Annotated in this window: 25 protein-coding genes; 17 read left to right on the forward strand and 8 right to left on the reverse strand. The window is 49.5% G+C overall.

The genetic code is table 11. The features are described 5' to 3' along the window. The first annotated feature begins 4 nt into the window (after positions 1-4). Genes NX722_RS17480 through NX722_RS17495 form a run of 4 tightly spaced genes read left to right on the forward strand, consistent with a single transcriptional unit; the run spans position 5 to position 3,316 of the window. Positions 5-745 (forward strand): DUF2796 domain-containing protein, encoded by a 741-nt coding sequence (locus tag NX722_RS17480; protein WP_262564126.1) that lies wholly within the window; start codon positions 5-7, stop codon positions 743-745. A 1-nt stretch (position 746) separates the two neighbouring features. Beyond that, positions 747-1,478 carry an ABC transporter ATP-binding protein gene (locus NX722_RS17485; RefSeq protein WP_262564127.1) on the forward strand — a complete coding sequence of 244 codons (732 nt, stop codon included), beginning with the start codon at positions 747-749 and terminating at the stop codon, positions 1,476-1,478. Continuing rightward, positions 1,475-2,737, forward strand: a complete 1,263-nt coding sequence (locus NX722_RS17490; protein ID WP_262564129.1) for an ABC transporter permease — start codon at positions 1,475-1,477, stop codon at positions 2,735-2,737. Before NX722_RS17485 ends, NX722_RS17490 begins: the two co-directional genes overlap by 4 nt. Positions 2,738-2,755: 18 nt before the next feature. Then, positions 2,756-3,316, forward strand: a complete 561-nt coding sequence (locus tag NX722_RS17495) for a DUF3299 domain-containing protein (RefSeq protein ID WP_262564130.1) — start codon at positions 2,756-2,758, stop codon at positions 3,314-3,316. 31 nt (positions 3,317-3,347) lie between these two features. On the opposite strand, the gene NX722_RS17500 is transcribed toward NX722_RS17495, so the two are convergent. Then, complete coding sequence (locus tag NX722_RS17500) at positions 3,348-4,109, reverse strand: enoyl-CoA hydratase-related protein (protein ID WP_262564131.1); 762 nt, start codon at positions 4,107-4,109, stop codon at positions 3,348-3,350. A 358-nt stretch (positions 4,110-4,467) separates the two neighbouring features. On the opposite strand from NX722_RS17500, the gene NX722_RS17505 reads away from it, so the two are divergent. The 5 genes from NX722_RS17505 to leuS all read left to right on the forward strand — a co-directional run bounded on the left by NX722_RS17505 (position 4,468) and on the right by leuS (position 11,154). After that, on the forward strand, positions 4,468-5,556 hold the full coding sequence (locus tag NX722_RS17505) for a glycerol dehydrogenase (RefSeq protein ID WP_262564132.1): 1,089 nt from the start codon (positions 4,468-4,470) through the stop codon (positions 5,554-5,556). Between the two features lie 57 nt (positions 5,557-5,613). Then, the gene (locus NX722_RS17510) at positions 5,614-5,973 is read left to right on the forward strand and encodes an SCP2 sterol-binding domain-containing protein (RefSeq protein WP_322740937.1); all 360 of its coding nucleotides are present in this window, start codon (positions 5,614-5,616) and stop codon (positions 5,971-5,973) included. 264 nt (positions 5,974-6,237) lie between these two features. Beyond that, positions 6,238-7,302, forward strand: a complete 1,065-nt coding sequence (locus NX722_RS17515; protein WP_262564134.1) for a hypothetical protein — start codon at positions 6,238-6,240, stop codon at positions 7,300-7,302. Between the two features lie 144 nt (positions 7,303-7,446). Continuing rightward, positions 7,447-8,463: a hypothetical protein gene (locus tag NX722_RS17520; protein WP_262564135.1), complete on the forward strand. Its 1,017-nt coding sequence runs from the start codon at positions 7,447-7,449 to the stop codon at positions 8,461-8,463. Positions 8,464-8,553: 90 nt separating this feature from the next. Beyond that, positions 8,554-11,154 (forward strand): leucine--tRNA ligase, encoded by a 2,601-nt coding sequence (gene leuS / locus NX722_RS17525; protein ID WP_262568687.1) that lies wholly within the window; start codon positions 8,554-8,556, stop codon positions 11,152-11,154. A 73-nt stretch (positions 11,155-11,227) separates the two neighbouring features. Here the strand turns inward: leuS and NX722_RS17530 are convergent, their stop codons facing one another. Next, the gene (locus tag NX722_RS17530) at positions 11,228-11,632 is read right to left on the reverse strand and encodes a response regulator (RefSeq protein WP_262564136.1); all 405 of its coding nucleotides are present in this window, start codon (positions 11,630-11,632) and stop codon (positions 11,228-11,230) included. 239 nt (positions 11,633-11,871) lie between these two features. Between NX722_RS17530 and NX722_RS17535 the strand changes: the two genes are divergently transcribed. Both NX722_RS17535 and NX722_RS17540 read left to right on the forward strand, forming a co-directional pair. Continuing rightward, a complete protein-coding gene (locus NX722_RS17535) occupies positions 11,872-12,837 on the forward strand; it encodes a hypothetical protein (RefSeq protein ID WP_262564137.1) in 966 nt (321 codons plus the stop codon). 187 nt (positions 12,838-13,024) lie between these two features. Beyond that, positions 13,025-14,389, forward strand: coding sequence for an MATE family efflux transporter (locus NX722_RS17540; RefSeq protein ID WP_262564139.1), 1,365 nt, complete (start codon positions 13,025-13,027; stop codon positions 14,387-14,389). Positions 14,390-14,460: 71 nt separating this feature from the next. On the opposite strand, the gene NX722_RS17545 is transcribed toward NX722_RS17540, so the two are convergent. The 4 genes from NX722_RS17545 to NX722_RS17560 all read right to left on the reverse strand — a co-directional run bounded on the left by NX722_RS17545 (position 14,461) and on the right by NX722_RS17560 (position 17,547). Then, a complete protein-coding gene (locus NX722_RS17545; RefSeq protein ID WP_262564141.1) occupies positions 14,461-14,973 on the reverse strand; it encodes a lactoylglutathione lyase family protein in 513 nt (170 codons plus the stop codon). Positions 14,974-15,015: 42 nt separating this feature from the next. Then, on the reverse strand, positions 15,016-16,572 hold the full coding sequence (locus tag NX722_RS17550) for a phospholipase D family protein (RefSeq protein WP_262564142.1): 1,557 nt from the start codon (positions 16,570-16,572) through the stop codon (positions 15,016-15,018). Position 16,573: 1 nt separating this feature from the next. Beyond that, complete coding sequence (locus NX722_RS17555; protein ID WP_262564143.1) at positions 16,574-16,768, reverse strand: hypothetical protein; 195 nt, start codon at positions 16,766-16,768, stop codon at positions 16,574-16,576. Positions 16,769-16,848: 80 nt separating this feature from the next. After that, positions 16,849-17,547, reverse strand: coding sequence for a DNA-3-methyladenine glycosylase I (locus NX722_RS17560; protein ID WP_262564144.1), 699 nt, complete (start codon positions 17,545-17,547; stop codon positions 16,849-16,851). A gap of 119 nt (positions 17,548-17,666) precedes the next feature. Between NX722_RS17560 and NX722_RS17565 the strand changes: the two genes are divergently transcribed. Then, positions 17,667-18,848 (forward strand): alpha/beta hydrolase, encoded by a 1,182-nt coding sequence (locus NX722_RS17565; RefSeq protein ID WP_262564145.1) that lies wholly within the window; start codon positions 17,667-17,669, stop codon positions 18,846-18,848. 27 nt (positions 18,849-18,875) lie between these two features. After that, complete coding sequence (locus tag NX722_RS17570) at positions 18,876-19,085, forward strand: hypothetical protein (RefSeq protein ID WP_262564146.1); 210 nt, start codon at positions 18,876-18,878, stop codon at positions 19,083-19,085. A 77-nt stretch (positions 19,086-19,162) separates the two neighbouring features. On the opposite strand, the gene NX722_RS17575 is transcribed toward NX722_RS17570, so the two are convergent. Beyond that, complete coding sequence (locus tag NX722_RS17575) at positions 19,163-20,614, reverse strand: catalase (protein WP_262564147.1); 1,452 nt, start codon at positions 20,612-20,614, stop codon at positions 19,163-19,165. A gap of 140 nt (positions 20,615-20,754) precedes the next feature. Between NX722_RS17575 and NX722_RS17580 the strand changes: the two genes are divergently transcribed. Continuing rightward, a complete protein-coding gene (locus NX722_RS17580) occupies positions 20,755-21,354 on the forward strand; it encodes an LPS-assembly lipoprotein LptE (RefSeq protein WP_262564149.1) in 600 nt (199 codons plus the stop codon). Further along, positions 21,351-22,388: a DNA polymerase III subunit delta gene (gene holA / locus NX722_RS17585; RefSeq protein ID WP_262564151.1), complete on the forward strand. Its 1,038-nt coding sequence runs from the start codon at positions 21,351-21,353 to the stop codon at positions 22,386-22,388. The genes NX722_RS17580 and holA overlap by 4 nt, the downstream gene beginning before the upstream one ends. 22 nt (positions 22,389-22,410) lie before the next feature. Here the strand turns inward: holA and NX722_RS17590 are convergent, their stop codons facing one another. Further along, positions 22,411-22,854 carry a hypothetical protein gene (locus tag NX722_RS17590; RefSeq protein WP_262564152.1) on the reverse strand — a complete coding sequence of 148 codons (444 nt, stop codon included), beginning with the start codon at positions 22,852-22,854 and terminating at the stop codon, positions 22,411-22,413. 450 nt (positions 22,855-23,304) lie between these two features. Here NX722_RS17590 and NX722_RS17595 point away from each other — a divergent pair, with 450 nt between their 5' ends. Together NX722_RS17595 and NX722_RS17600 are read left to right on the forward strand one after the other, a co-directional pair. Then, positions 23,305-24,180: a hypothetical protein gene (locus NX722_RS17595; RefSeq protein ID WP_262564153.1), complete on the forward strand. Its 876-nt coding sequence runs from the start codon at positions 23,305-23,307 to the stop codon at positions 24,178-24,180. 86 nt (positions 24,181-24,266) lie between these two features. Continuing rightward, complete coding sequence (locus NX722_RS17600) at positions 24,267-25,664, forward strand: sodium-dependent transporter (RefSeq protein ID WP_262564154.1); 1,398 nt, start codon at positions 24,267-24,269, stop codon at positions 25,662-25,664. The last annotated feature ends 40 nt before the right edge of the window (positions 25,665-25,704 follow it).

Raw genomic sequence — 25,704 nt, forward strand, 5'->3', positions numbered from 1 at the left:
GGTTATGCGTTTTCCAATTCGTATGGTAGCTGTAGCTGCATGCACTCTGGGTGTTTCCGGTGCCGTTATGGCACATAGTCATCATCAAGATAGTCATCATCAAGATAGTCATCACCAAGACAGCCATCATCAAAATAGTCATCACCACGATAACCATCACCATGGCGACCACCACGACCATGGTAATGTGCGCCACGCCGGCGCCCATGTTCACGGCCAGGGTGAACTGAACTTTGCGACAGAGGGTTCAGAACTCCACATGGAGCTGATGGTACCTGCCCATGACATTCTGGGGTTTGAAACCATCACGACCCATGCGCAAAAAAAGCAACTGAATGACGCTCTGGCAATACTGAAATCTGAAGCCATCTGGTCATTGTCTGATGCTGCACAATGCCAGCTGATCAGCGCCCATGCCAGCCCAACCAAAGAGGTTCATGTTAAGGAAGAACATGATCATGGGGATGACCACAAAGATCATAAACACCACAGTGATCATAAAAATGGACACGACCATGACCATGACCATGACCATGACTGTGACCACGATCATGATCATGACGGACATATGGACATTTCTGCTTCTTATGTTTTCCAGTGCAAACAGGTAAACCAGCTGAACCAGCTCTCGACCACATTGTTTGAAGCGTTCCCTCGCAGCGAGCGGATTCGTGTGCAGGGCTTTACCCAGAGTGGCCAGCTGTCCGAAACCATGACGCCAGCACAGCCACAGGTACGTTTCTGATATGACTGATTCCCGTTCACCGGTTATTGAACTGGATCAGGTTCAGTTCAGTTGGAAGCAGGGCTCGACGGTTCTGGATATCAGCAAACTGACGGTTTGCCAGGGCGAGAAGGTTTTTATCCGGGGGCCTTCAGGTTCTGGAAAAACCACGTTACTGGGCCTTTTGGGTGGCGTACTCGTGCCTGAGCGGGGATCAGTCAATGTGCTGGGAACAAACCTCTGTGGTTTGTCCCCGGCGCAGCGGGATCATTTCCGCGCCAACCATATTGGTTTTATTTTCCAGATGTTCAACCTGATTCCTTACCTGTCTCTGATCGAAAACGTCACTCTGCCGCTGGGTTTTTCCAGGCAGCGTCAACAACAGGTTGAACAGTCAGGTACTGATGCCCGTCAGGAGGCTTTACGTCTGCTGTCGCATCTTGGACTGAACGACCACGAACAACTACGAAACAGCGTCACAGAACTGAGTATCGGCCAGCAGCAGCGTGTTGCTGCCGCCCGGGCCATGATCGGCAGACCCGGTATAGTGATTGCCGATGAGCCAACCTCGGCTCTCGATACCGATACCCGCGAAGCATTTATTCAGCTGTTGTTTGAAGAGTGTCAGGCAGCGGATAACACACTGGTGTTTGTCAGCCACGACCCGACTCTGGAAAAACTGTTTGACCGCACCATTTCCCTGCATGAAATCAACAAAGCCAGCACAGACTTCAGATCGGGAGACACGTTATGAACAGTGCCAGTCTGGCCCTGAAGAGTCTGGGCAATCGTAAAACCACTGCGATACTGACCATTTTTTCCATCGCCGTCAGTGTTGCCCTGTTACTGGGTGTTGAGCGGGTAAGGGTTGAGGCAAAAAACAGCTTCACCAGCACCATCTCCGGCACCGACCTGATTGTCGGCGCTCGCAGCAGCTCTATCAACCTGTTGTTGTATTCGGTGTTTCACATTGGTAACGCCACCAACAACATCACCTGGCAGACCTATGAAGAGTTATCTGCCAACCCTGCTGTCTCATGGACGGTTCCTATTGCGCTGGGCGACTCCCATCAGGGCTATCGGGTCGTCGGCACTACTCAGGGGATGTTTGACCACTACCGTTACGCCAATGATCAACCGCTGTCGTTCAAAGCCGGGAAGAGCTTTGACGACCTGTACGACGCAGTCATCGGTGCAGAAATTGCGCTGGCACTGGGTTATTCGGTAGGACAGCCCATTACCCTCAGCCACGGCGTGGAAGCAGCTTCTTTACAGGAACACGACGACAAGCCGTTTATCATCACCGGCATTCTGGAACCGACCGGAACACCCATGGACCGGGTGATTATGATTTCGCTGGAAGGTATCGAAGCCCTGCATATTGACTGGGCGAATGGTGCTCCGCCGATACCCGGTTTCAATGTATCCGCAGACAGCGCCCGACAAATGAACCTGCAGCCTTCCAGCATTACGGCCTATTTTGTCGGTCTGAAATCCAGAGTCGCAGCCTTCCGCTACCAGCGCATGATCAATGACTATCGTCAGGAAGCGTTATCCGCCATATTGCCCGGCGTAGCCCTGCAGGAGTTGTGGCGTCTGATCGGGTCAGCAGAAAAAGCCCTGCTTGTGGTTTCCATTATGGTGGTACTGGCGGGACTGATTGGCATGTTGACCACCATTCTGACTTCCCTCAACGAAAGACGACGGGAAATGGCTATCCTGCGATCTGTTGGTGCCCGTCCCGGGCATATCTTTGCATTGATGGTCAGTGAGTCGCTGATTTATGCCATTGCCGGAACAGCACTTGGCTTTGCCTTGCAATATGGTCTGCTGTTTGCGCTACAACCCTCATTGCAACAGTACTTTGGCTTTTATCTGGCGATCACAGCACCGGGCACAGTAGAGTGGTTAATTGCGGGCCTGGTTGTGTGCAGTGCGACGGTTCTGGGCGTGATCCCCGCCTGGCGCGCTTACAGAAACTCGCTGGCGGATGGTCTGACCGTCCGGCTTTGATACAGGAATAAAGGAACAATGAAAAAAGGGTTACTCCTTCTGGTTCTGGTTTTGTCAGCCACTTTGTCGGTGGGCGAGTCTCTGGCAAACCCGGTGGACACCAGCAAAACGCAGGCTGCAGACAAGTCGCCAAAAGCTGAATCAAAAGCAGAAGTACACGAGTTTGACTGGGGCGACCTGATGCCGGAGCCGGATCCGAAGGTGGTGGAAGACTTCCAGAAGGGCAAGATGGATCGTGATGCCGTTATCGCCTATCTGGACACGCTGGGCAACAAATCTGTTGCCAGCATGGATAAAGCCTATGGCAAAATGCCTGGCTTTCTGGTGCCTCTGAATATGGACAGAAACCAGAAAGCAACTGAGCTGTTGCTGGTTCCGTCTATGGGTGCCTGTATTCATGTGCCACCACCGCCGCCTAATCAGACCATTTACATTAAATTAGACGAGGGCATCAAAGTAACCGATGCAGGTTATACCCCTTACTGGGTGACGGGTACGATCATTGTTGAAAAAAACACCTCGGAGTACACCGACACCCTGTATTCCATTAAAGTAGAATCGATTAAAGAGTACTTCTAAAGAGTGCTTCTGACGCGACAGGGGGCTGAGATCAGTCCCCTGCAAAAAATGCCTGCATAATATCCATCGCCTCTTTGGAGCGCAGCTGCTTGGCGAATATCATGCCTTCTTCACCAATTCTGTGTTCCACGGGATCGTATTCACGTTTTTTCAGCAGCCTGCGGGTTAGTCGTAATGCCTCCCTTGGTTGCTGTGCCAGCTTGTTAACCTGCTCCACTGCTCTTTGCGTAACAGCATCACCATCGGGCAGGGCTTGATTGGCAATGCCGTAGCTCGCTGCTTTTCGGCCATCGAAAAAATCGCCCAGCATGAGCAGTTCGGCAGCTCTCTGATGTCCCATGATATTAGGCAGAAGTACGCTGGATGCCGCTTCCGGCACAAGTCCAAGGTTCACAAAAGGCAGACGACAGCGGGTGTTTTCACCGATATAGACCAGATCACAGTGCAGCAGCATGGTAATACCAATGCCCACGGCCACACCGTTCACCGCAGCCACCAGTGGTTTTTCAAAATCAATCAGCTGCCGGAGAAACAACATGACCGGCGCATTATTGCCCAGCTCAGACTGCATAAAATCAGCCAGATCATTGCCTGCCGTAAAGCAGTCGTTACTGCCAGTCACCAGCACAGCGTACACCGACTCCTCAGCGGCCGCGTAAGCCAGCGCAGAGGTTATGGCTTTGTACATGTCGCCACTCAGGGCGTTCTTTTTCTCAGCCCGGTTAAGCGTGATGGTTAAAACACGCTCTTGCTGCTTCAGCAGAACATGGTCAGATTGGAATACGCCTTCCACTTTATCCACCTTATTATATTGTTAGTGTCGTATGCCCGAGGTCTGAAAATCATACTAGAGCCGGGGCTAATAGTCAGCCATACAAAACCTTCTAAAATTGGCGTCAAAGAATATCGAAGCGAATGATCAGTCAAATAAGAACGACTGCTGTATGTAATCGTGGGAATTATGCTGTAACATTGAGCGCCATAAATTTAGTGAAATACCTTATTTTCGCCTTTGTTCTCACCTATAAGGTAGAGGCAAAAGCAACTCTATAAACGACGCCAATAAGCGTTTATAGTCGTACAGAATGATTCTCGTTGCACGAGAATAGCTAAGTGCTGCCTGTGCGATTTCTGAAATTAAGGAGTCAACCATGGATAAGATTATCATTGCTCCCGGAAAATACATCCAGGGTGCCGGTGTTCTTGCCAGGATTTCTGATTACGTAAAAAACTTTGGTAGCAAGCCAGTGGCTATTGCTGATGCGCTTGTCACTGAGGTGGTTGGAGGCCGTGTCAGTAGCAGCTTTTCAGCTAACAACAGTGAGCTGGTTTTTGAAACATTCAATGGCGAGTGCTCCCGGCAGGAAATCGAGCGTCTGCAGGGCGTCTGCCAGACAGCCGGTGCAGATGTGCTTTTGGGTATAGGTGGCGGCAAAGTACTTGATACTGCCAAAGCTGTTGCCTATTACTGCAAGCTCCCTGTGGTTGTGGTGCCAACCATAGCATCCACAGACGCCCCGACCAGTGCATTGTCTGTTATTTACACACCGGAAGGTGAGTTCAGCGAGTATTTACTGCTGCCCAAAAACCCGGACATGGTCATGGTTGATACGCAGATTGTTGCCAATGCCCCTTCCCACTTGCTGGTTTCCGGTATGGGCGATGCACTGTCCACCTGGTTTGAAGCCCGGGCAAATGTGGCAGCATCCCGGAACGCGACTATGGCAGGCGGGGCTCCTACCCTGGCAGCACAGACTCTGGCCAGACTGTGTTACGAAACACTACTGGCAGATGGCCTGAAAGCTAAGCTGGCCGTTGAAAACGGTGTTTGCACCCAAGCCGTTGAGAATATTATTGAAGCTAATACCCTGCTTAGTGGTCTCGGTTTTGAATCCAGCGGGATAGCCGGAGCCCACGCTATTCATAACGGCCTGACCCGGTTGGAAGAAACTCACTCTATGCAGCATGGAGAGAAGGTAGCATTCGGTACCCTGACTCAGCTGGTTCTGGAAAATGCACCGCTGCCTGAAATTCAGGAAGTCATTGATTTCTGTCGTTCAGTTGGGCTGCCTACCTGTCTGGCTGACCTGGGGGTAACGGACGTAACGAGAGAAAAACTGATGCCGGTGGCGGAAGCAGCCAGCGTAGAAGGCGAAACCATTCATAACTTGCCTTTCGAAGTGACTGCAGAAGCGGTTCTGGCGGCTTTGTTAACTGCTGACAAGCTGGGCTCTCGATAATTTAACAGGTTCCCGATAACTCTGCTCAAGAGCAGAAACAAATGTCCCCGGCATTTTATGGCAATGTCAGGGGGCGACAATAACAACAACGGAGAAATAGTAATGGCAGATATGAAGCAAGTCCTCAGCGACCTGTCCGGGCGTTTTGATACCGATGCAGCCGCTGGCCTTAACGTTGTCTTCCAGTTCGATATCACTGATGGTGATCCATTTCATATCGACGTTAACGACGGCACTTTTGCCGTCGTTGAAGGCACCAGTGATAACCCGGGCGTCAGCCTGATTGCTGATTCCGACACCTTTGTCGGCATCATGACCGGCGAAATAAATGGCATGCAGGCCTTTATGACCGGCAAGCTGCGCACCGAAGGCAATATGATGCTCGCCAGCAAACTGGGTGAGCTGTTCAAGCAGTAGAATCGCTCACTACTTCCAGCTCATCACAACAGAACACTCTCAGTCAGTCATGTGACTGCTGCTCATGGCTGATTGAGAGTTCCTTTTTACTCCCGCTGCAATACCTGCACACCTACCTGCAATACCTGCACACCTACCTGCAATACCTGCACACTTAACTGCCATCGAAAAAGTCACCCGCCAATATAAATTGAACTATATTTCTTCATTGTTCGTATTCACAATCGGATTTGGAAAAATGCTCAGATCCACAAGTTCAGTTCAATGAACAAGTTATTTTACGCACTGCTCTTAACGCCATTCTTCACGATTGCTTCAACCAACACTCATGCCGAAGTCGTCTATCAGCTAGCTGGCATAGATTCAGCAGGAACAGCGGTTGTCATAGAAAATTCTGGTGCTGAAAACTGGCAGGTCGTGTTTGAAAACACTCTCGAGGGCTGCAGGGCAGAAGCAAATGGTAATTTAAATGATTTTTTTCCAAATGCCTCTCACCAACCTTTGGACAAAAATCAGTTTGCTTTTGGCTGTTCTAATGGTTATGTGTTTATTGCCGAAAATGGCAAGCCCGCTGATTCTGTCCAGCTTCCCACAAGTTACATGTTCTGGTATGACACAGCATCTTTTTATAAAAATGAGAAGATTGGGATTTTTCTTGAATCGAAAACGTCACCCGTATTGATAGTGTTCAACAAAGAGTTTAACGATACCTTTGGAAAAAACTGGCTGTTTGCTGCCCAGAAAGGCAACCTGTTTATTATTGATATCAATACAAAACAACTCGTTTCAATACCAAGCTGGCCTATATATTTGGGCTTTTATGGCTATAGTTACCTGCGAATGGGCAATGATCGACACAACATCGATTATACCCTGCCAATGGCGGGGTTTGATATTTATAAGGACAAACAAGACACATTTCATTTGCTGGGGGCAATGGAATTACCCAGTGAAAAAACAAAAAAACCTAAGCTTCTTATTCAACGCCTGCCCCTACCCGACGGCACTCCCGGGCAACAATGGCAAAATCAGCCAGGTAATCCCCCGGCACATTACCATGCTCCCTCTAATTACGGCTCTGACAAATTCAATTGTGATATAGCCGACTGGCGATCCGGCATTCTGGGAGAAGATCTTCCCAAGAGTTGCCACTGGCCTCATAAACTAAACAAGCCTCCTGCCCCCAGAGAGCTAAAAGGCTTAACGGGCGATCAGCCTCAGCTGGATCATTACCACTCCCATATCACCTTTGAAAGATCACCTGACAATACCGATTACAGCGTTCGCATGCGCACAAACGAAAATGCTTTTGGCTGGCAAGAGCTGTAAAGAAAGCTGCCCCGGGTGGTTTCACGGAGGCATCCTGAAAAACTTATTACAAGAAAGTTGCTAATGAACCAATTGAGCTATCCTGCTGTGAGCTTCAGTACTGCAAACTGTGCTGGCTAATTCATAAACTCAAGGGTTTGCTTTATGGAATGGTTATTTAAAACACTATTTTTTTCTACCGTTATCCTGAGTGCCTCAACAAACGTTAAAGCACGCCTCGTTCACCAGCTGGCCACAGTAGGCGATAATGGGAATGCCGTTGTCATTGAATACTCATACGGTTCATGGACAAGTGCCTTTAGTGGCACTCTTGCTGACTGTCCAATAGAAAAGCCTGATAAATCAGGCCACCCCAGGCCTAAAATTTTTCAAGACCTGGGCAACGGTGAGTTTGCTTTCGCCTGCTCTAATGGTCGTATATACATTGGCAGAAGTGGTCAATCCAAATCCATTGAGTCTGTCAAGCTTCCCACACGTTCGTTGATCTGGTTTAATGCTGAAGATTTTCAATTTCATTATAAACTCCTATTTCCCATTACAATAAAACCATGGCAACGATCTCCTGCCTACTTAGCTTTCCACACTGAATTTAATCGTGCTTTTGGGAAAAACTGGCTATTCGTTATGCAAAAAGGCTATCTCTTTATCATTGATATTGATAGAAGGAAGCTTGTTAACTTTAATCAGGGAGTCATCGTTTCTAGTAGATTTCTGTCAATAGGTGAAGAGCGGATAAATATTGACAAGACCAAGCCGATGACCGGGTTTGATATCTACAAGGATGAACAGGGTAACTTTAACTTAGCAATAGCTTTTGAACAAAAATCACTCTCCAGCAAGACTCGAAAATCAACCAGTATTATGAAACTGTCTCTTGCCGGGGGGATACCTGGCAGCGAGTGGATAAATATTCCAAACGAAGCCAGAGAGCATAACCCTATGCCGCACACCTCTGACGAATTCAAATGCGCTATAGGCAGGCTTTCAGCAGTTCAAAAAGAGTACGCTGTTCCCAACACCTGCCATTACCCCTTAGGCCGTCTTCCTGAGCCGCCAACTCCAAACAAGCTGGAAATACCAGGTATTCAGATTAAGCATGATGCCTACCACTCCTATGCACCCTATGAGAAAGAGTCATTTGCTGGCAGGGAAGAGCTGTAAAGAATGCTATCCCAAGCGGTTTCACTGAGGTATCCTTGGCCGTTTAAACCCAATACCTGATTCTCGATAGAGCTATTTATTAGAGCTATGATGGAAGAGCATTACCACCCGCATCAGATCGAAACTGATGCCCAGTCTTACTGGGAAAAAAACAACAGCTTTGCTGTGACCGAGGACGAAGGAAAGGAGAAATACTACTGCCTTTCCATGTTCCCATACCCCAGTGGTCGACTACACATGGGTCACGTTCGCAACTACACCATTGGTGACGTGATTTCCCGCTATCAACGCATGCAGGGCAAAAATGTCATGCAACCAATGGGTTGGGATGCCTTCGGTCTGCCTGCGGAAAACGCAGCCATTAAAAACAAGACCGCCCCCGCCCCGTGGACTTACGAAAATATTGAGTACATGAAAGGCCAGCTGAAGCGTCTGGGCTTTGGTTACGACTGGGACCGCGAACTGGCAACCTGTCAGCCGGATTACTACAAGTGGGAACAGTGGTTCTTCACCAAACTGTATGAAAAAGGTTTGGTGTACAAGAAAATGTCCAACGTTAACTGGTGTCCGAACGACGCGACGGTACTGGCTAATGAACAGGTTGAAGACGGACGCTGCTGGCGCTGTGACACTCTGGTAGAGCGCAAAGAGCTGCCACAGTGGTTTATCAAAATCACAGACTACGCCGACGAACTGCTGGCTGACCTGGACAAGCTGGAAGAGTGGCCGGAACAGGTCAAGGCGATGCAGCGTAACTGGATTGGCCGTTCTGAAGGTGTGCAGATGACCTTCAAACTTGCTAACCCGATAGCTGGTGCGCCGGAAGACTTCCAGATTTATACCACCCGTCCGGACACCGTGATGGGTATTACTTACGTGGCTCTTGCCGCAGAGCACCCACTGACCAAAGCCGCAGCTGCCAGCAATGAAAAACTGGCTGCATTCATTGATGAGTGCAAGAGCAACGGTGTCACTGAAGCCGAAATGGCGACCATGGAAAAAATGGGTGTTGATACCGGCCTGCGTGCTATTCACCCGATCACAGGCCGTGAAGTACCGGTCTGGGCAGCAAACTTCGTACTGATGGATTACGGCACTGGCGCGGTGATGTCAGTTCCGGGTCATGACCAGCGCGACTATGAGTTTGCCCAACGCTTTGGTCTGCCCATTGAACAGGTTATCGAACCTCTGAACGCTGATGCAGAGTGCGACCTGACCAAAGCCGCTTACACCGAAAAAGGTAAGCTGGTGAACTCCGGCGAATTCGATGGTATGCACTTTGAAGCAGCCTTCAATGCAATCTGCGACAAACTGGTTGCCGAGGGCAAAGGCGAAAAGCAGGTGAACTATCGTCTGCGTGACTGGGGTGTGAGCCGCCAGCGCTACTGGGGCGCGCCTATCCCGATGAAATATCTGGAAGACGGAACTGAAATTCCTGTTCCTCTGGAAGAATTGCCGGTACGCCTGCCGGAAGATGTGGAAATGAATGGCGTTCAGTCCCCGATCAAGGCTGATCCTGAGTGGGCAAAAACCACTCATAACGGTGCAGCGGCAACACTGGAAACCGATACCTTCGATACCTTTATGGAGTCCAGCTGGTACTACGCCCGTTACTGTTCTCCACAGTCCGATGACCAGATGCTGGACCCGGCTGCTGCCAACTACTGGCTGCCGGTTGACCAGTACATCGGTGGTATTGAGCATGCAGTGATGCACCTGCTGTACTCCCGCTTCTTCCACAAGCTGCTGCGTGATGCCGGTCTGGTGGATAGCGACGAGCCGTTCAAGCGCCTGCTGTGTCAGGGTATGGTTCTGGCGGACACGTTCTACAAGCTGGACGAAAAAGGCGTTAAACAGTGGATCGCGCCCACCGACGTTGACATGGAGTTCGACGACAAAGGTCGTCTGGTAAAAGCGACGCTGAACGAGACGGGCGAAACCGTTGAACACGCGGGCATGAGTAAGATGTCCAAGTCCAAGAACAACGGTATTGATCCGCAGGAGATGATCAACCAGTACGGTGCCGACACCATTCGTCTGTACACCATGTTTGCTGCGCCTCCCGAGCAGACTCTGGAGTGGTCTGAAAGTGCCGTTGAAGGCGCTCACCGCTTCCTGCGTCGTTTCTGGAAACAGGTGGCAGACCATGTTGCAGGTGTTGACACCGTTGCTCTGGATCTGAATGTCCTGAGCAAGGAACAAAAAGACCTGCGTCGTAAGACTCACGAAACCATTAAGAAGGTATCTGACGACTGCGCCCGTCGTCTGACCTTCAACACCGCCATCGCTGCCATCATGGAACTGAACAACGCCCTGAGCAAGTTCAGGGACAACAGCGAGCAAGGTCGTGCCGTTATGCGTGAAGCACTGGAAGCCACCACCCTGATGCTGGCTCCGATTGCACCACACGCCATGCACAGCATCTGGCAGTCACTGGGTCATACGGAAGCTGTCATTGGAGCCAGCTGGCCAGTGGTGGATGAATCGGCCCTGAAGAAAGACGCCATCACGATGGTGATTCAGGTCAATGGCAAGGTTCGCGCCAAGCTGGAAGTGCCTGCGGACATGGCTAAGGACGAAGTTGAAAAACTGGCTCTTGAGCAGGAAAACGTCACCAAATTTACCGATGGCAAGACCATTCGTAAGGTGATTGTAGTGCCGGGCAAGCTGGTGAATATTGTTGCCAACTGAGCTGCCAACTGAGCTGCTCGCTGATCATCGATAGATGATTCTGAAGAAAGACCGGTATTGCGCCGGTCTTTTTTTACGAGAGATAGCCAACCAGCGTCTGGTAAAGCAAATCCCGGTCAATCGGCTTGGTAAGGTAGTCGTCCATGCCTCGTTCCAGGGCTTTCTTTTTTAACTCATGAATGGCATGGGCGCTGAGCCCGATAATCAACTTCCGATCTAAACCCGCTTCTTCTTCGAACTGCCTGATGGCAGCAGTCGCATCGTAACCGTCCAGCACCGGCATTTCACAATCCATCAACACCAGTTGCCAGCGTTCATGGTTTTGCTGGTAACTGTCCAGAGCGATTTGCCCGTTTTCAGCAAACTCCGCCACGATACCGACTTTCTTTAACAGCTTTTTCATTACCATCTGATTAGCAGGGTTGTCTTCTGCCACCAGAATCTCTTTACCGTTAAGAATTGACTGATAGTCATCCAAGGTGCTCACCCTACTTATTCGCTACAGGTTTATACATCATCGGTTGCCGGAGGAAAAAACTTACCTTCAATCTTCTGAAACTATTGCCTCATGACAAAAAGCCGACTCTTTTACGGTAACCCATGAAAACCATCATCTGCCGGTAAAAAAGTCAGCAATTGCCTTAATCAATGGCCGGAAAGTCCGAAATACAAGAAATAAGCCTTTAACTCACATTAAATCAGCACAGGAAGAGATCTATGAAGCCCACGGCCAGTAATCTGCATGCAATGAAGCTGGAAGAAGCAGCTAACGCCCTGGGACACGATCTTGAAACAGGGCTGCCCATTGAGCCGGTTTCGATCATCGACAAGCCGGTGCTGGAAAGAAAGCCTACCTGCCATGACGACTTTCCCGCTATTAGCGAAAAAGCGACCAAAAACCAGGTGGATAGTTTTCTGAAGCAGGCGATTGAAAACAATCACCCCAAGCAGCTTTACTCTGTTTTCAGCTTCATGCTTGAACATGAATACACTCCCGAACAGATCATCCGGGCACTGGGTCATATCCATAAAGGAGCGGCGGATATGGAACCGGGGCTGCTGGAATGGGGGCTCTCCCACGAGGATGCCAAAATCAAAGGCATAAAAGGCAAGGCACTGTTTGTTGCTATTTTCATCCAGGTGCGGAACGAGCATTACAAAGCGGCCATTGATACCCTCGAACTGTCTAAAAAGCACCGTAAAGGGGTTCCCCATGATTTCACAGAAGGGATGGGTGATCTGGAAATCGAGGCATGGCTGGGCTTTATGGATGATGAGAAAAAGCAGGGTACTTCTCCCAAAATCATTCTGGATCAGTTAGAGCAACTGTGTGAACAGGGCATCTGGTCAAGGGATCTTGCCCAGTTTGGTGTACCGGTTGGAGCAGCCTGGTTCAGGGAACAGGCGTTAGAAGCCATGCAACAGGGTCAGTATTCTGATGCATTCAAATCCCTGGAAAAGGCCATAAACCTGCCCGAAGACAACCCCGAAGACACCTATTCCCTTTACAGCAACTGCATTTCGCAGGTGATACATCACCCCCGTTTTCAGACACAGATGACTCAGCAGCTGACAGAAGCCCTGTTCCACAAAATAGACCAGCTGCATAAAAAAGAGTTCTGGAACGAAGAGCTGAAACTGGCACAGAAAACACTGCTATCCCTCACCCCCAGAGGTATATAACTTCTAATCGCCATCCCCGCGAAGGCGGGGATTCAGTTACCAGATACCTACGCACTTTCCCCGATCTTCCCGTAGCTCAATACATTGCCGTTTCACTTTATGATATGTACTTCTGTACTACTTAATTGAACGAAAAAGGTTCAGGCGTCTGTCACTAACAGGGCAGACGCCTGCCGACCCTATCTTTATGAGCCAACTAAATCGGCTGGGTAATGCCCCCATCGGCAAATTACTCATGAATATGACACTGCCAGCATGCTCAGGCATTCTGGTTCTGATGATGTATAACATCATCGATACTATTATCGTCGGTCAGTATGCCGGTGCCATGGCTATTGCAGGAATGTCTGTCGTATTGCCTGTCAGCATGCTGATTCCGACTCTTGGCATGGGCATCGGCGTCGGTAGTTCATCCATTATCTCACGCAGCCTTGGGGCAAAGGATCTTGAAACCGCACGACTGGCTTTTGGTAATGCACTCTCACTGGCAGCACTGATCTGTACGACGGTTTCTGTGCTTAGCGGTATTTATGCGACTGAAATTCTCTCTGTGTTTGGTGGGCGCGGGGAGATACTTCCCTATGCCATGGAATATTACACCATCATTCTTATGGGGATTCCCATCCTGGGCTGCTGGATGTGTATGAACAATACACTGCGTGCTGAAGGCCTGACCAAATATTCTGTTATTGGCATGTGCCTGTCGTCGGCTATCAATCTGATACTGGATATCGTCTTTGTTATCTTTATGGATATGGGGCTGAAGGGTGCGGCTATCGCTACCGTTCTGTCCCAGATTGCCGGACTGGTTTACCTGTTGTCGTTTTATCTGCGTGGGGGCAGTCAGCTTAAAATCAAACGACAGTATTTCCGATGGGACAAAGCCATTATTCGTGAAACCCTGTCTCTTGGAGCATCTACCATTGGACGACAAGGTGCAGCCAGTGTCATGGTAATACTGCTTAACCAGAGTCTGTATTTATACGGAGGGCCTATAGCGGTTGCGGTTTATGGCATACTGCACAGAATCATCTCCCTGCTGTTTGTTCCGATTATTGGTATGACACAGGGCTTTCTGCCTATCGCAGGTTACAACTATGGCGCCAGACAGTATGACCGGGTTCTCGCAGTCGTCTATAAATCCATTCTGTTCGGAACCATTGTCTCCGGGGCTCTGGCAGTTCTGGCATGGAGTTTTCCGGAAACGCTGATTCAGCTGTTTACCAGTGATGAAACCGTTCTGGAGCTGGGGGTTCAGGGGCTGAAAACGATCACTGTCCTGATGCCACTGGCGGCAGCCCAGAACATTGCTGCTGGCTATTTTCAGGCGATAGGCAAGCCTGTTGCTGCATTTATTTTGACGCTAAGCCGACAGGTCTTAATTTTGATTCCGATGCTCTACCTGTTGCCACAGGTGTTTGAGCTGAAAGGCGTCTGGCTGGCCTTTCCGGTATCCGATGTCCTGGCCTGTATTCTGACACTGACTGTGTTTGCAAGGGAGCTGCCAAAGCTCAAGAAAGTGCAGCACAAAGCTGCATTACAGGCAGCATGAACAGCCCTTTGCGAATAAAAAAGTACTCACGGTGAAATAAGACCTGAAGCCCTTCTGGAGGAGGGCTGACTTCATTGACCGTAAGCGCCCGCAGAATACGTCAGCTCATAACTGTGCGAGTAAACTTCGAGAATATTGCCAAAAGGATCTTCCATATAGACCATCCGATAAGGTTTCTCACCGGGGAAATAGTACCTGACAGGCATTCTCTGCCTGCCACCATGGCGAACAATACGGTCTGCCAGTCCTTCTACATCCGGGTCCTGAACACAGAAATGAAAGACGCCGGTTTTCCAGTATTCAAAATTATTCTCAGGTGTTTCATGGTTGGGGAACTGAAAGACCTCGACACCTATCCGGTCACCCGTTGATAAATGGGCAATCCGAAAAGATCCCCAGCCACTGCCAAACACATCAGTACACATCACACCAATAGCACTGTCATCTTCCATGATGTCGGTGGGAGGCATAATCAGATACCAGCCCAGCACCTCGGTGTAAAATTCGACAGCTTTTTCAAGGTCAGGTACAGACAGCCCGATATGGCTGAAACTACGGGGATAAGGGTGTGTGCGGCTGGACATGAACAACTCCTGAAACGGGCTCGTTTCAGGAGTCAGCATAGACTACAACTGGCTTTCGATGGGAAAAATAGACAATAGCCGTATACTGGTACGCAGCAGCCAGGACGTTTCCGGGTCGGTTGTAGCATCGACTTCTCCCTGACCATTCACCCACTCAATCGTATTGCCGTTTTTTCTCAGCACCCAAGAGAGCTTTCGGTCTGCACCCAGTATTTCTTCTTTCATGTAAGTGACCAATTCTGGTGAATGGTAGATCACACCGTTTTCAGTATTTAGCCTGATGGAACGTGGATCAAGGTTCAGCGATCCGACAAACATGATATCGCCATCGATGATATAGGTCTTTGCGTGCAGACTTGCGCGACTGCTGGAACCTTTGATCAGGTTCTTCTTTTCATTCGTCCTGGGTTTCATCTCAATCAGTTGAACACCAAGATCCAGCAGCTCCGGGCGATACTGACGATAACCCGCATGGACAATGCCAACATCGATAGAAGCCAGACTATTGGTGACAATGGTTACCCGAACCCCGCGTTTTACCAGCGAGCGAATAAAGGCCATGCCTTCCTTACCGGGTATAAAATAAGCCGACACCATAATCACTTCTTTTTGCGCTTTCTGGAAATACGGCTCCAGCCTGGGCGTCAGATGAATACTGTTATCAATGTCGACCCGTTCAATTTTATCGGGTGCATCCGCATAAACATTGGCTTGTCCCCAGAACCACTGCAAATCGTCCTCAGCCAGTTTCTGGATGATCGGAGCATTGTACAAACGCTCAAAATACTGCTGTCCCTCAGGCGTCTGCACGGCTTTTTCCAGCTTGAGCATCAGCCTGGCGCGCTTTTTATCAGAGACGTTGTAATTCTTGATGATCGTTTCAGCCGGATAGCTGTGGTTACTGCTCCAGTATTCATCAAAATCGACAGAAATATCCGGTACAGCTGCACCAATCTGAACCATATCAAGATCGGCAAACTCCACGGCGCTGGCATCAAAATACTCATCACCAATATTGCGCCCACCAATAATGGCAATCTGATTATCGACAATAAACGACTTGTTGTGCATGCGGCGATTAATCCGGCTGAAGTCGGTCACCAGGTTCAGGTTCCGCAACAGTCCACGGGTTGTAATCGGATTAAACAATCTGACTTCGATATTAGGGTGCTGGTTCAGCACGGACAGCATATGGTCTTTATCTGAGGCACCCAGATCATCCAGTAACATCCTGACCCTGACGCCCCGGTCTGCCGCATAGAGCAATCGTTTTGTGAAGAGTTGCCCTACCAGATCGTTGTGATAGAGATAATACTGTACGTCAATACTCTTCCGGGCAGCATCAATCAATGCAATTCTGGTCGCCATAGCATCCAGGCCATTACTAAGAGGGTAAAATCCCGTTTCAGTCTTCGGGTGTGATTTCAGGGCTTCCTTTATATGCGAACCTATCACCGTTGTTTCTGTTGTGGTGAAAGCGTGGGATTCGGTGCGCTGAACGTTTTTTGGCAGATTGGTACAACCGACGTTTGTCAGCAGAGCAGTCATCGCCATCAGTAGCAGACAGATTTTAGGCAAGCGCCAGCTGGACAGTAACATCTCAGATAACTTCCCATGTCCTCATGACAAACAGACCAGGGCTGACAGCAGGCAAACCAAAGTTAAACACCAGCCTGGATGAAACACGGATAAAGTGGTCATCAATATACCCTGTCTTTTTTAACAGAATACCCGCCAGCAGCATTATACAAACAGGCAGAGTAACTCCAGCTGTAAATAACAGGGTATCAGGCATCGCTCACGACTCAATTAACCGGCAAATCAACAATTCTGCCCAAGCCTTATCTGAAAAGGAATACAGAGAAAACGAAACGGTCAGACCACTGCCTGAACCCGGTTATCCCCAACCCCGAACGCCATCAGACGACTGAGTTCGCTATAGCTTCGGCCACTGCTTTCATGCAATTCGTTAAAAAAGCTCTGAATAGCTCTGAGACTCTTCTGGCTGGTTGCGCTACCCTCAATGATGCCCATTGCCCTGAAATACCCTTCGATATCACGGGTTAGCAGAAACGTGTCTTTGCCTATTGCCCGCAATGCATAAGGCCCGGTGTTGCCTCCAAGGCGTGAACCATGTCTCTTAAGGTAAGCCCATAAGCCGACAATATCATCTTCCGGCCACTGGGCAATAAACCTGCCGAAACTACCCTGTTCATCGCTCACATCCCTGATCATCAGGGCGTTGTCCCGTATGCTCCAGACCTTTTGCAAATGACGTATGATTTTGGGGTCAGTCGCTTTTCGCTCCAGCATGTCATCGGGCATCATCAACAGCTTTTCAATATCAAAGCCCCAGAAGATCTCCTCAAAAGCAGGCCACTTCTGATCAACTACACGCCAGACAAATCCGCTCTGGAAAACCTTGCGGGTCAATTCAGCCAGATACCGGTCATTGCCAATGCTCTCCAGCTGAGTAACCGACAACGGTTTTTCCAGCAGGGATTCCAGCGCCAGCTCTCCGCCTTTGCGTTCACAGGCTCGCTCATAAATCACCTGATAACTTTCCTGTTTCACGACTTACTCCTTCAGTTGATACTGTTTTGGAAACATAATCTGCAACCCTGATTTTCTATCTGACCAAAGAGTTTGATATAGTCTGCCTTAACCGGCTAACTTTAAAAATAATTACGAAGATGTTGTATCGACCTGTCATAACCAGCCTCCTGCTGGCTCTATTCTTTAGCCTTACTGGCTGCAGCCAGGCTCCTGACAGCCCGGCTTTTACCGTATCAGGCTCACAGCCTGCCTATGACCAGAGTACTTTTGCCGGGTATATAAACGACACCCGCACATGGCTTGAGGCTAACAGGGCATTTATTACCCACAATAAAACTCTGGAGCTGGACAGCAACAGTCCGTTTGAACTTCTGCCTGCCAGCAACACCACAACAACAACAACAAAGAAAGGCATTTTACTGGTACACGGACTGGGTGACTCACCTTATTCATTCGTTGATATTGCCCCCGTACTGGCGCAGCAGGGCTTTCTGGTAAGAACCATTCTATTGCCAGGTCATGGTTCAAAACCTGCTGACCTGATTCAGGTACACATGGAAGACTGGCAGACAACTGTCGCCCACCATACACAACTGCTGGCTTCGGAAGTAGACGAGCTCTGGCTGGGAGGTTTTTCTACCGGAGCCAACCTGATTACCAGCTGGGCATTACAGCAGAAACCAGGCATGGTTCAGGGAATGCTGCTGTTTTCTCCGGGTTACAAACCTAAAAGCAGCCTGGTGGCTCTGTCTCCGGCACTGTCCTATTTCAAGGACTGGACCGATATCGACCTGACCAGCAACTATGTACGTTATGACTCGCTGGCTGTTAACGGTGCCGGAGAGTATTACAAAACCAGCAAGGCGGTACGACACGATCTGGAGCACAAGCCTGTCCCGTTTCCAGTGTTAATGACCATCAGTGAAAACGACAGTGTTATTGATGCCCATACGGTACTGCGCTTATTCGAATCACGGTTTACCAACACTCGCAGTCAACTGGTCTGGTACGGGTCTTCCCCTGAGACGAAAGATACAAGAGTCTCAGTATTTGATAGCTCCATACCGGAACTTAATATCAGCAATTTCTCTCACATGAACGTTCTGTTTGCCCCCGCCAACCCTTACTACGGTGAGAATGGCAGCTATCGTATGTGTGACAATGGTCAAACACTTCAGGCCGACAAGAAATGTCCAAAGGCTAAAAATATCTGGTATTCAGCCTGGGGTTACCGGGAAAAAGGCAAGATACATGCGAGACTGACATGGAACCCGTATTTTTCCGAGCTGGAAAAGTCGATTAAAACTATTACACAATAGGGTATTTGATGTTCAGGATTTCAAATTATGTCTCGTATATTTTTAACACTGGTTATTGTGGTAGCAGCATTTCTCGGATTGACAAAAAATCAGGAGATGATCATCAACAGCGATACGTTCTACCTTCAGGCTGATTTTCCAAGGTTTACTGACAAACCACTTTACGTGATCAAACTCGGAGAAAGGCCCGGGCTCGGTGGTATGGTTGATGGTGTTAAATCCCAGCTGTCCAGATAGCAGTCAATAAAAAAGAGAGCGATAATACCCTCTGTGCTGGCTGAAAAACACAGAGGGTGATAGGTTATTTAAACAGACTATTTCAGCAGCAATGCTTTAATTCGCTGCCCATAATCCTCATCACAACGGGTGAAGTGCTCAACCATACGACTCTGTACAGACTCCGTTGCCTGACTCAGGCCATCGACAATATTACTCACCAGTTGCTTCTTCTGGTCTTCTGACATTATGCGATACAGATTACCTGCCTGAGAGTAATTGTCTTCATCAGAAGAATCGTAGGCTTTCAGCCAGGCATCATTTTCCAGAGGCATTGATGGCTCACCAAGCTGTGGTGCTGGTACAGGCGCATCAGAACGGTCATTGGGGTAGAAGTTAACATCGGCATTTTGCAGATGACCGGTTACCGGGCAACCACTGGCTCCAGCCATAACGCCATCACGCTGATAATGATGCACCGGACATACCGGTTTGTTGACCGGAATCTGCTGATAGTTCACTCCCAGGCGATGACGATGCGCATCGGCGTAGGCAAACAGACGCCCTTGCAGAACCTTATCTGGTGAGACACCAACGCCGGGCACCAGGTTGGAAGGTGCAAAGGCTACCTGCTCAGTTTCGGCAAAGTAATTACCAACATTGCGATTCAGCTCCAGTGTACCGATGTCTTTTAATGGAAACTCTTTATGAGGCCAGACCTTGGTTAAATCAAAAGGGTTGAACTCACACTGCTTTGCCTGCTCATCAGTCATCACCTGAATTTTCACCGACCAGCCTGGAAAATCACCTCTCTCAATCGCTTCAACCAGATCCCTTTGCATACCATCGCCCGGCTGTTTAGCGGCCTCATCATTGGTCAGCGTTTCAATGCCCTGGTTGGTCTTGAAGTGCCACTTGACCCAGAAGCGTTCTCCGTCTTTATTCCAGAGACTCAGGGTGTGGGAACCATAACCATTCGTGTGCCTGAGCGATCTGGGAATACCCCGGTCAGACATTAGAATGGTGATCTGGTGCATGGACTGCGGATGATTTGCCCAGAATTCAAAATGATGGGCCGGATCAGGCAGGTTGGTTTTCGGGTCTTTCTTTTGAGAGTGAATGAAGTCAGGGAATTTGGCGGGGTCACGAATAAAGAAAACCGGCGTATTGTTGCCAACGATGTCGTAATTACCCTGTTCTGTATAAAAGCGCAGGGCAAACCCTCTCACGTCACGGACATAATCGCCAGAGTCCTGACCGCCGGCGACAGTAGAAAAACGCAGGAAGACGTCTGTTTTTTTACCCGCTCCCTGAAGAAAGTCAGCAATCGTATAATCCGATAAATCTTTATTCAGGGTAAAGGTGCCATAAGCACCATAACCTCTGGCATGAACAACACGCTCAGGAATTCGTTCACGGTTGAAGTGCGCCAGTTTTTCGAACAGGTGAACATTGTCAAATGTTAACGAACCTCGCTCCCCGGCAGAGATACTCGTGTCGTCATCAGCGACCGGAGCTCCATTAGCGTTAGTCAAATATGTCTTGCTCATTCCAACCTCCGTTAAGGTGGGGACTTTTATTATATGCAATAACAACTTTACAGGCAGCGGCATCCTTCCCTTTAACCACAACAGGTCAGCGTGTTATTGTTGAGCGATTAACCGTCGTTCTTGTGTGCCATGGAGAGATCATGTTCAGACAGCTATTAACGCAGCGAGCAATACAACAAGCAAGCCACTTTCAGAAGCGTGCCATTCTCCCTTTGTTGCTGATCACCAGCCTGTTAACAGCCTGCGGGTTTCAGCTGCGCGGGCAGATGGATATCGCCAGCGAACTGTCCGAACTGTCTGTTACAGGGTCTGACCGTACCTTTGTCCGGGATCTCAGAAGAGCCTTGAGCCTGACAGGCATCAGCATTAACGATGACGCCCCTTATCATCTGGTAGTTACCCGTATCAAACAGGATACCGGTCAACGCACCCATTCCAGCGCTGGCAGTTACGAGCAACTGTTGACACTGAAGGTTACCTATCAGCTGGAAACCAGTGACGGCCTGAAACTGTTTACCCCTATGGAGTTGAGTAACGAGCGTTACTTTACCCGGAACCAGAACCAGTCCAACGCTTCCAGCAACGAAGAACGTATCATCTTCAATGAGTTGCGCCAGGATATTATCAACACGACGGTTCGCCGGGTTGCTGCCATGTCGGGTGCCTCTCTGCAACAAGAGGCCGAGCGCGTCCGGAAAATCCGCAAAAAAGAGCAGGAGGCACTTGAGGCCCTGGAATGAAGTTAAAACCTGAGCAGCTTGGAGCGCAGTTAAAGCGCCAGCTGAGTAGTATTTACATCGTCAGTGGAGACGAACCCCTGCAAATATCTGAGTGCTGCGATGCCATCCGTCAGGAGGCTCGCCAGCGGGGGTTTACAGAGCGACACACTTACCATATTGATAACAGTTTTGACTGGAGCGAGTTGCTGGAAACAGCCAACTCGCTTTCACTGTTTGCCGAAAAACAGATTCTGGAACTGCGGATGCCTAATGGCAAACCCGGAGACAAGGGACGTAAGGCGTTACAGGAGTACCTGCAGAACCCTTCACCCGATAACCTGCTGCTGATCATTTCCGACCGGATTGATGCTGCGACGCAGAAAGCCAAGTGGTTTCAGCAACTGGAAAAAGCCGGTGTATTTATCCAGGTCTGGCCGGTTGAACACCGACAACTGCCCGGCTGGGTTGCACATCGTTTCAAGATGGCAGGTTACGAGGCATCAAAAGATGCGGTCACCCTGCTGGCTGAAAGGATTGAAGGCAACCTGCTGGCGGCTGCCCAGGAGATTGAAAAGCTGAAACTGCTGGCAAACGGTACTGTCATTGATGTCGATACCGTTCGGGAAGTGGTTTCAGATAATGCCCGCTTTGATGTGTTTCAGCTGGCCGATACGGCTCTGCAGGGCGATGTCAGGAATACCGTTCGTATTCTTGGTGGTCTCAGGTCCGAAGGTATTGAACCACCCATTGTTCTCTGGGCGCTGGCAAGAGAAATCCGGTTGCTCTGTCATCTGAGTCGGCTTAAATCCAGAGGCATCAGTACAGAGCTGGCAATAGATCAGGCAGCCAGAACCCATGGCTTCTCACCCTTTATGCTGAAAAAGCGCCGGGGACTTCTGGAAAAAGGCATGAGCCGTCAGTCGGAACGCGAGCTACGTCAGATGCTGGAACATGCAGGCGTTATTGACCAGGGGATAAAGGGGCTGAACCCGGCCAACGAGTGGGATGAGCTGCTGTCGTTATCAATGACGCTCGCAGGAGCGCCAGTGATCTGACCGGCCTTGTTCAACGAAGTCGTCAGGCATCATTTAGCAGGTGCTGCTCCGGTGGTGCCTGACGGTCAACTTCATTCAGTATCCTGCGATTCAGAATGCGCTTGCTGACCCGGGTGATTTGCGGAATGTCGTTTACCAGCTCCCACTCCATGCGATTTATAGACTCCACCATGACATCATTAAAGTTGGCGTTGAACAGCCAAGTCTCCCTGATGCGTTGCTGTACAATCGCTTTATTCTGGCTGGCTGAAACATATACTCCCCGTTCCAGAACTTCGGTATAAAAGTCTTTACCATACTCGGCATTTATCTCAGCCTGCCTGGACACCATGTTATAAGTACTCTGAAACATCTGACCTCCCGGGCCAGTAATGTCCATCACCAGATCTTTTGAATAAAAGCCTTTCACTGCGGCAGCATCTTTCCGCTGGATGGCATCTTCTTTGGCATCAAGCAGAAGCGTCATGACCCCTTCATCCAACTTGTAGTTTTTTGGCGGTAAGGTTCTCTGGTCACAACCAACGAGCATCAAGGCGAAAAGCAGTATAGTTGTTATTCGGTACATCTCTGACAAAGCCTTCTATCACTGACAGCGTCGAAAAATCCTTAAATCGATAACTGAACACCACACCCACCCCAAGAAAAAAGCAGGCAGGGTCAAAAAACAGTCAACTCTCGAAAAACAGCACTTTTTTCATCAAGTGGTAATCCCGAAAGGCACTGCGGTTACTACTTATCATACTAAAGACAGAGGCTTACTAGAAGTATTTGCAACAAGGATCGTTATGTCATAAAGGCGATTTATACCCAGCCGATGGCTCGAGTGAAAGAAATAGTTAAAGCCTGCTCAAACAGCTAAAGCTAAAAATAGTATCCAGAGGCCTTTCAGCCTCACAAGCGCTCAGGAGATAAGGACATGACAATCCGATACCTGCTGGTCGTAGCCACAATGATGATGACGGGCTGCGCCTTACAGTTTGAAAAATCACCTACCTATAACGAAGAGTGGTCAAAAGCCAAGAATATGGTTCATAGCGCTGGCATGCATAAACAGATGCACGATCAGCAACTGCCCGTCGGAGCCTATGACAAAGAAGGTAATCTGCAAGAACACAAACTCGGCAATATCTCCCACCCTGCTTACGGCAGTGGTAGTGGTGTTGTCGGTGTAAATATTCGACCTTATGGTGCTTTTGAACGTTTTTACTGGGGCTGGACAGTACCCGGAGCCAGCCACTACAGCGAACACCGACTGTTTGCCTGGATGCCCGATGAAATGGCGGATGATGAAAGCAAAGCCAGAGAGAAAATGGAAGTCATGCTCAGTCGGGCTTCGCTGGCCATTCTCGAAGAAATGGGTTACAGGAGTCAGGCATTTAAAAAGCCCTTTGAACTGGACGAGCTGCATTTCAAACAGTGGTATCTGGAGCAACCCGGAGGCGCCTGCAGCTTCGCCCGCCTTAACTGTGTCTTAAGCCTTTACGTACCGGAACCCGAGGCTGTCAGTCAGGCACCATTCTTCTCCTATTACAGTATTGCCGGACAGCCCTCCTGGTTCTTTGCCTCTCACGACAATGACAATTACCCAAGACTGGCGATTAGTCAGGGCGAAGGCATGAAAAGCATCAGTGAAAATGTCTTCTACCAGAAGCTCAGTGCCAGATTGCCGGGCTGGGTTTACTTTTACCTTGCGCCGGATGAAGTCGGTACCGGGGACAATAACAGGACCATTGCCTACCCCTACGTTCTGGAAAAAGGCATGCCATTGCTCTTTATCCGGCCTGCCCACTGACAGGGACTGCTATAGTATTCGGGTCTTGGCAGAAAAGGGTCTTAGTGCAGCCTTCAACGTCTACGCCAGTGTCCGGAGTAAGTACCTTGTCCAGAACAATGACAAACTGCAATGACGCCCCCAACAGCAATAAGCCCGAAACAGTCGGGCGGGGTCAGTTCAGTTCCCGTATCGGTTTTATTACCGCAGCGGCCGGTTGTGCCGTGGGTGTTGGGAATATCTGGAGCTTTCCAATCCAGACTGCCGAAAATGGCGGTGCAGCTTTCACGCTGGTTTATCTTTGCTTTTCATTCATTCTTGCCTACCCCACACTGGTCGCGGAACTCAACATAGGCCGCTACCGGCAAAGCAATAATATCTCCGCCATGGCATCATTGAGCGCCAACCCCGCTTTACGTTGTATTGGTGCGGGAACTGCCATTGCCGGCCTGTTAACCATGACCCTCATTTACAGTTTTTACAGCATAGTGGGGGGCTGGTTTATTGGTTTCTCTCTGGCTCCAATTGCCAGTCTGACAGGCTTTGCCAGTGCAGGGCAGTGGCTGTCAGGTTTCTCCTCTCTGAGTACCATCGCTGTCACCCTGTTGTTTATGGGTCTGACCACCCTGATTGTCACAGAAGGCGTTAAAAATGGTATTGAACGCTGGTGCAATCGTCTTATGCCTTCCCTGTTTGTACTGCTGGCAGTGCTGATTGTGTTTGCCCTGACACGACCCGGTGGAATGGAAGGTCTGAGCGTTTACCTGTTACCCGATTTTTCCCGCATTCTCGACGACAAATTGCTGATCAGCGCACTGGGGCAGTCTTTTTTCTCCATGTCTCTGGGTACCGGCTGTATGATGGTTTACGGCTCTTACCTGAACAGAAAGGTCAATCTGCCCAAAACGGCGTTTCAGGTGACACTGGTAGACAGTTCTGTAGCCTTCCTCGCAGGCATGCTGATCATTCCCTGCATGTATGCCGCCATGCATCAGGGCGTAGAGATATTCAATGCCAGTGGCGAACTATACAGTGCCGAAAAACTGGTGTTTAACGTTCTCCCGACCCTGTTTGATCAGCTCGGCATAACAGGGCAATTTGTGGCTGCAGCCTTTTTCCTGCTCCTTGCCATAGCTGCCCTCACCTCGTCCATTTCCATGATGGAGCCTGTGGTAGCCGCCATGGTCGAAAGGCTGTCATTCGTCCGTCGCCATGCATGCTGGTTGCTGTCGACCCTGACCGCAGCGATTTCCATCGTGATTATTCTTCATATTGATACATTGCTCGGCATGGCGGTGAAAGTCGCCACCCAGTACATGCAGCCCATGCTCTGTTTTATGATTGCGATCTATGGCAGCTGGGTTATTCGACAGGATCGTTTACTGACCGAACTCAGCCAGGGGTTTCCAGACCTGCAAAACAGTCTCTTCTGGAAGATCTGGCCATGGTACACGCGTATTGTCTGCCCCGGCCTCATCCTGCTGTTGCTGGTTCATAACTTGTGACGCCTCATACACCCACAACCGTTTCCGATATCTGCCTTCT

This window comes from Endozoicomonas gorgoniicola, assembly GCF_025562715.2.
Lineage (GTDB): Bacteria > Pseudomonadota > Gammaproteobacteria > Pseudomonadales > Endozoicomonadaceae > Endozoicomonas_A > Endozoicomonas_A gorgoniicola.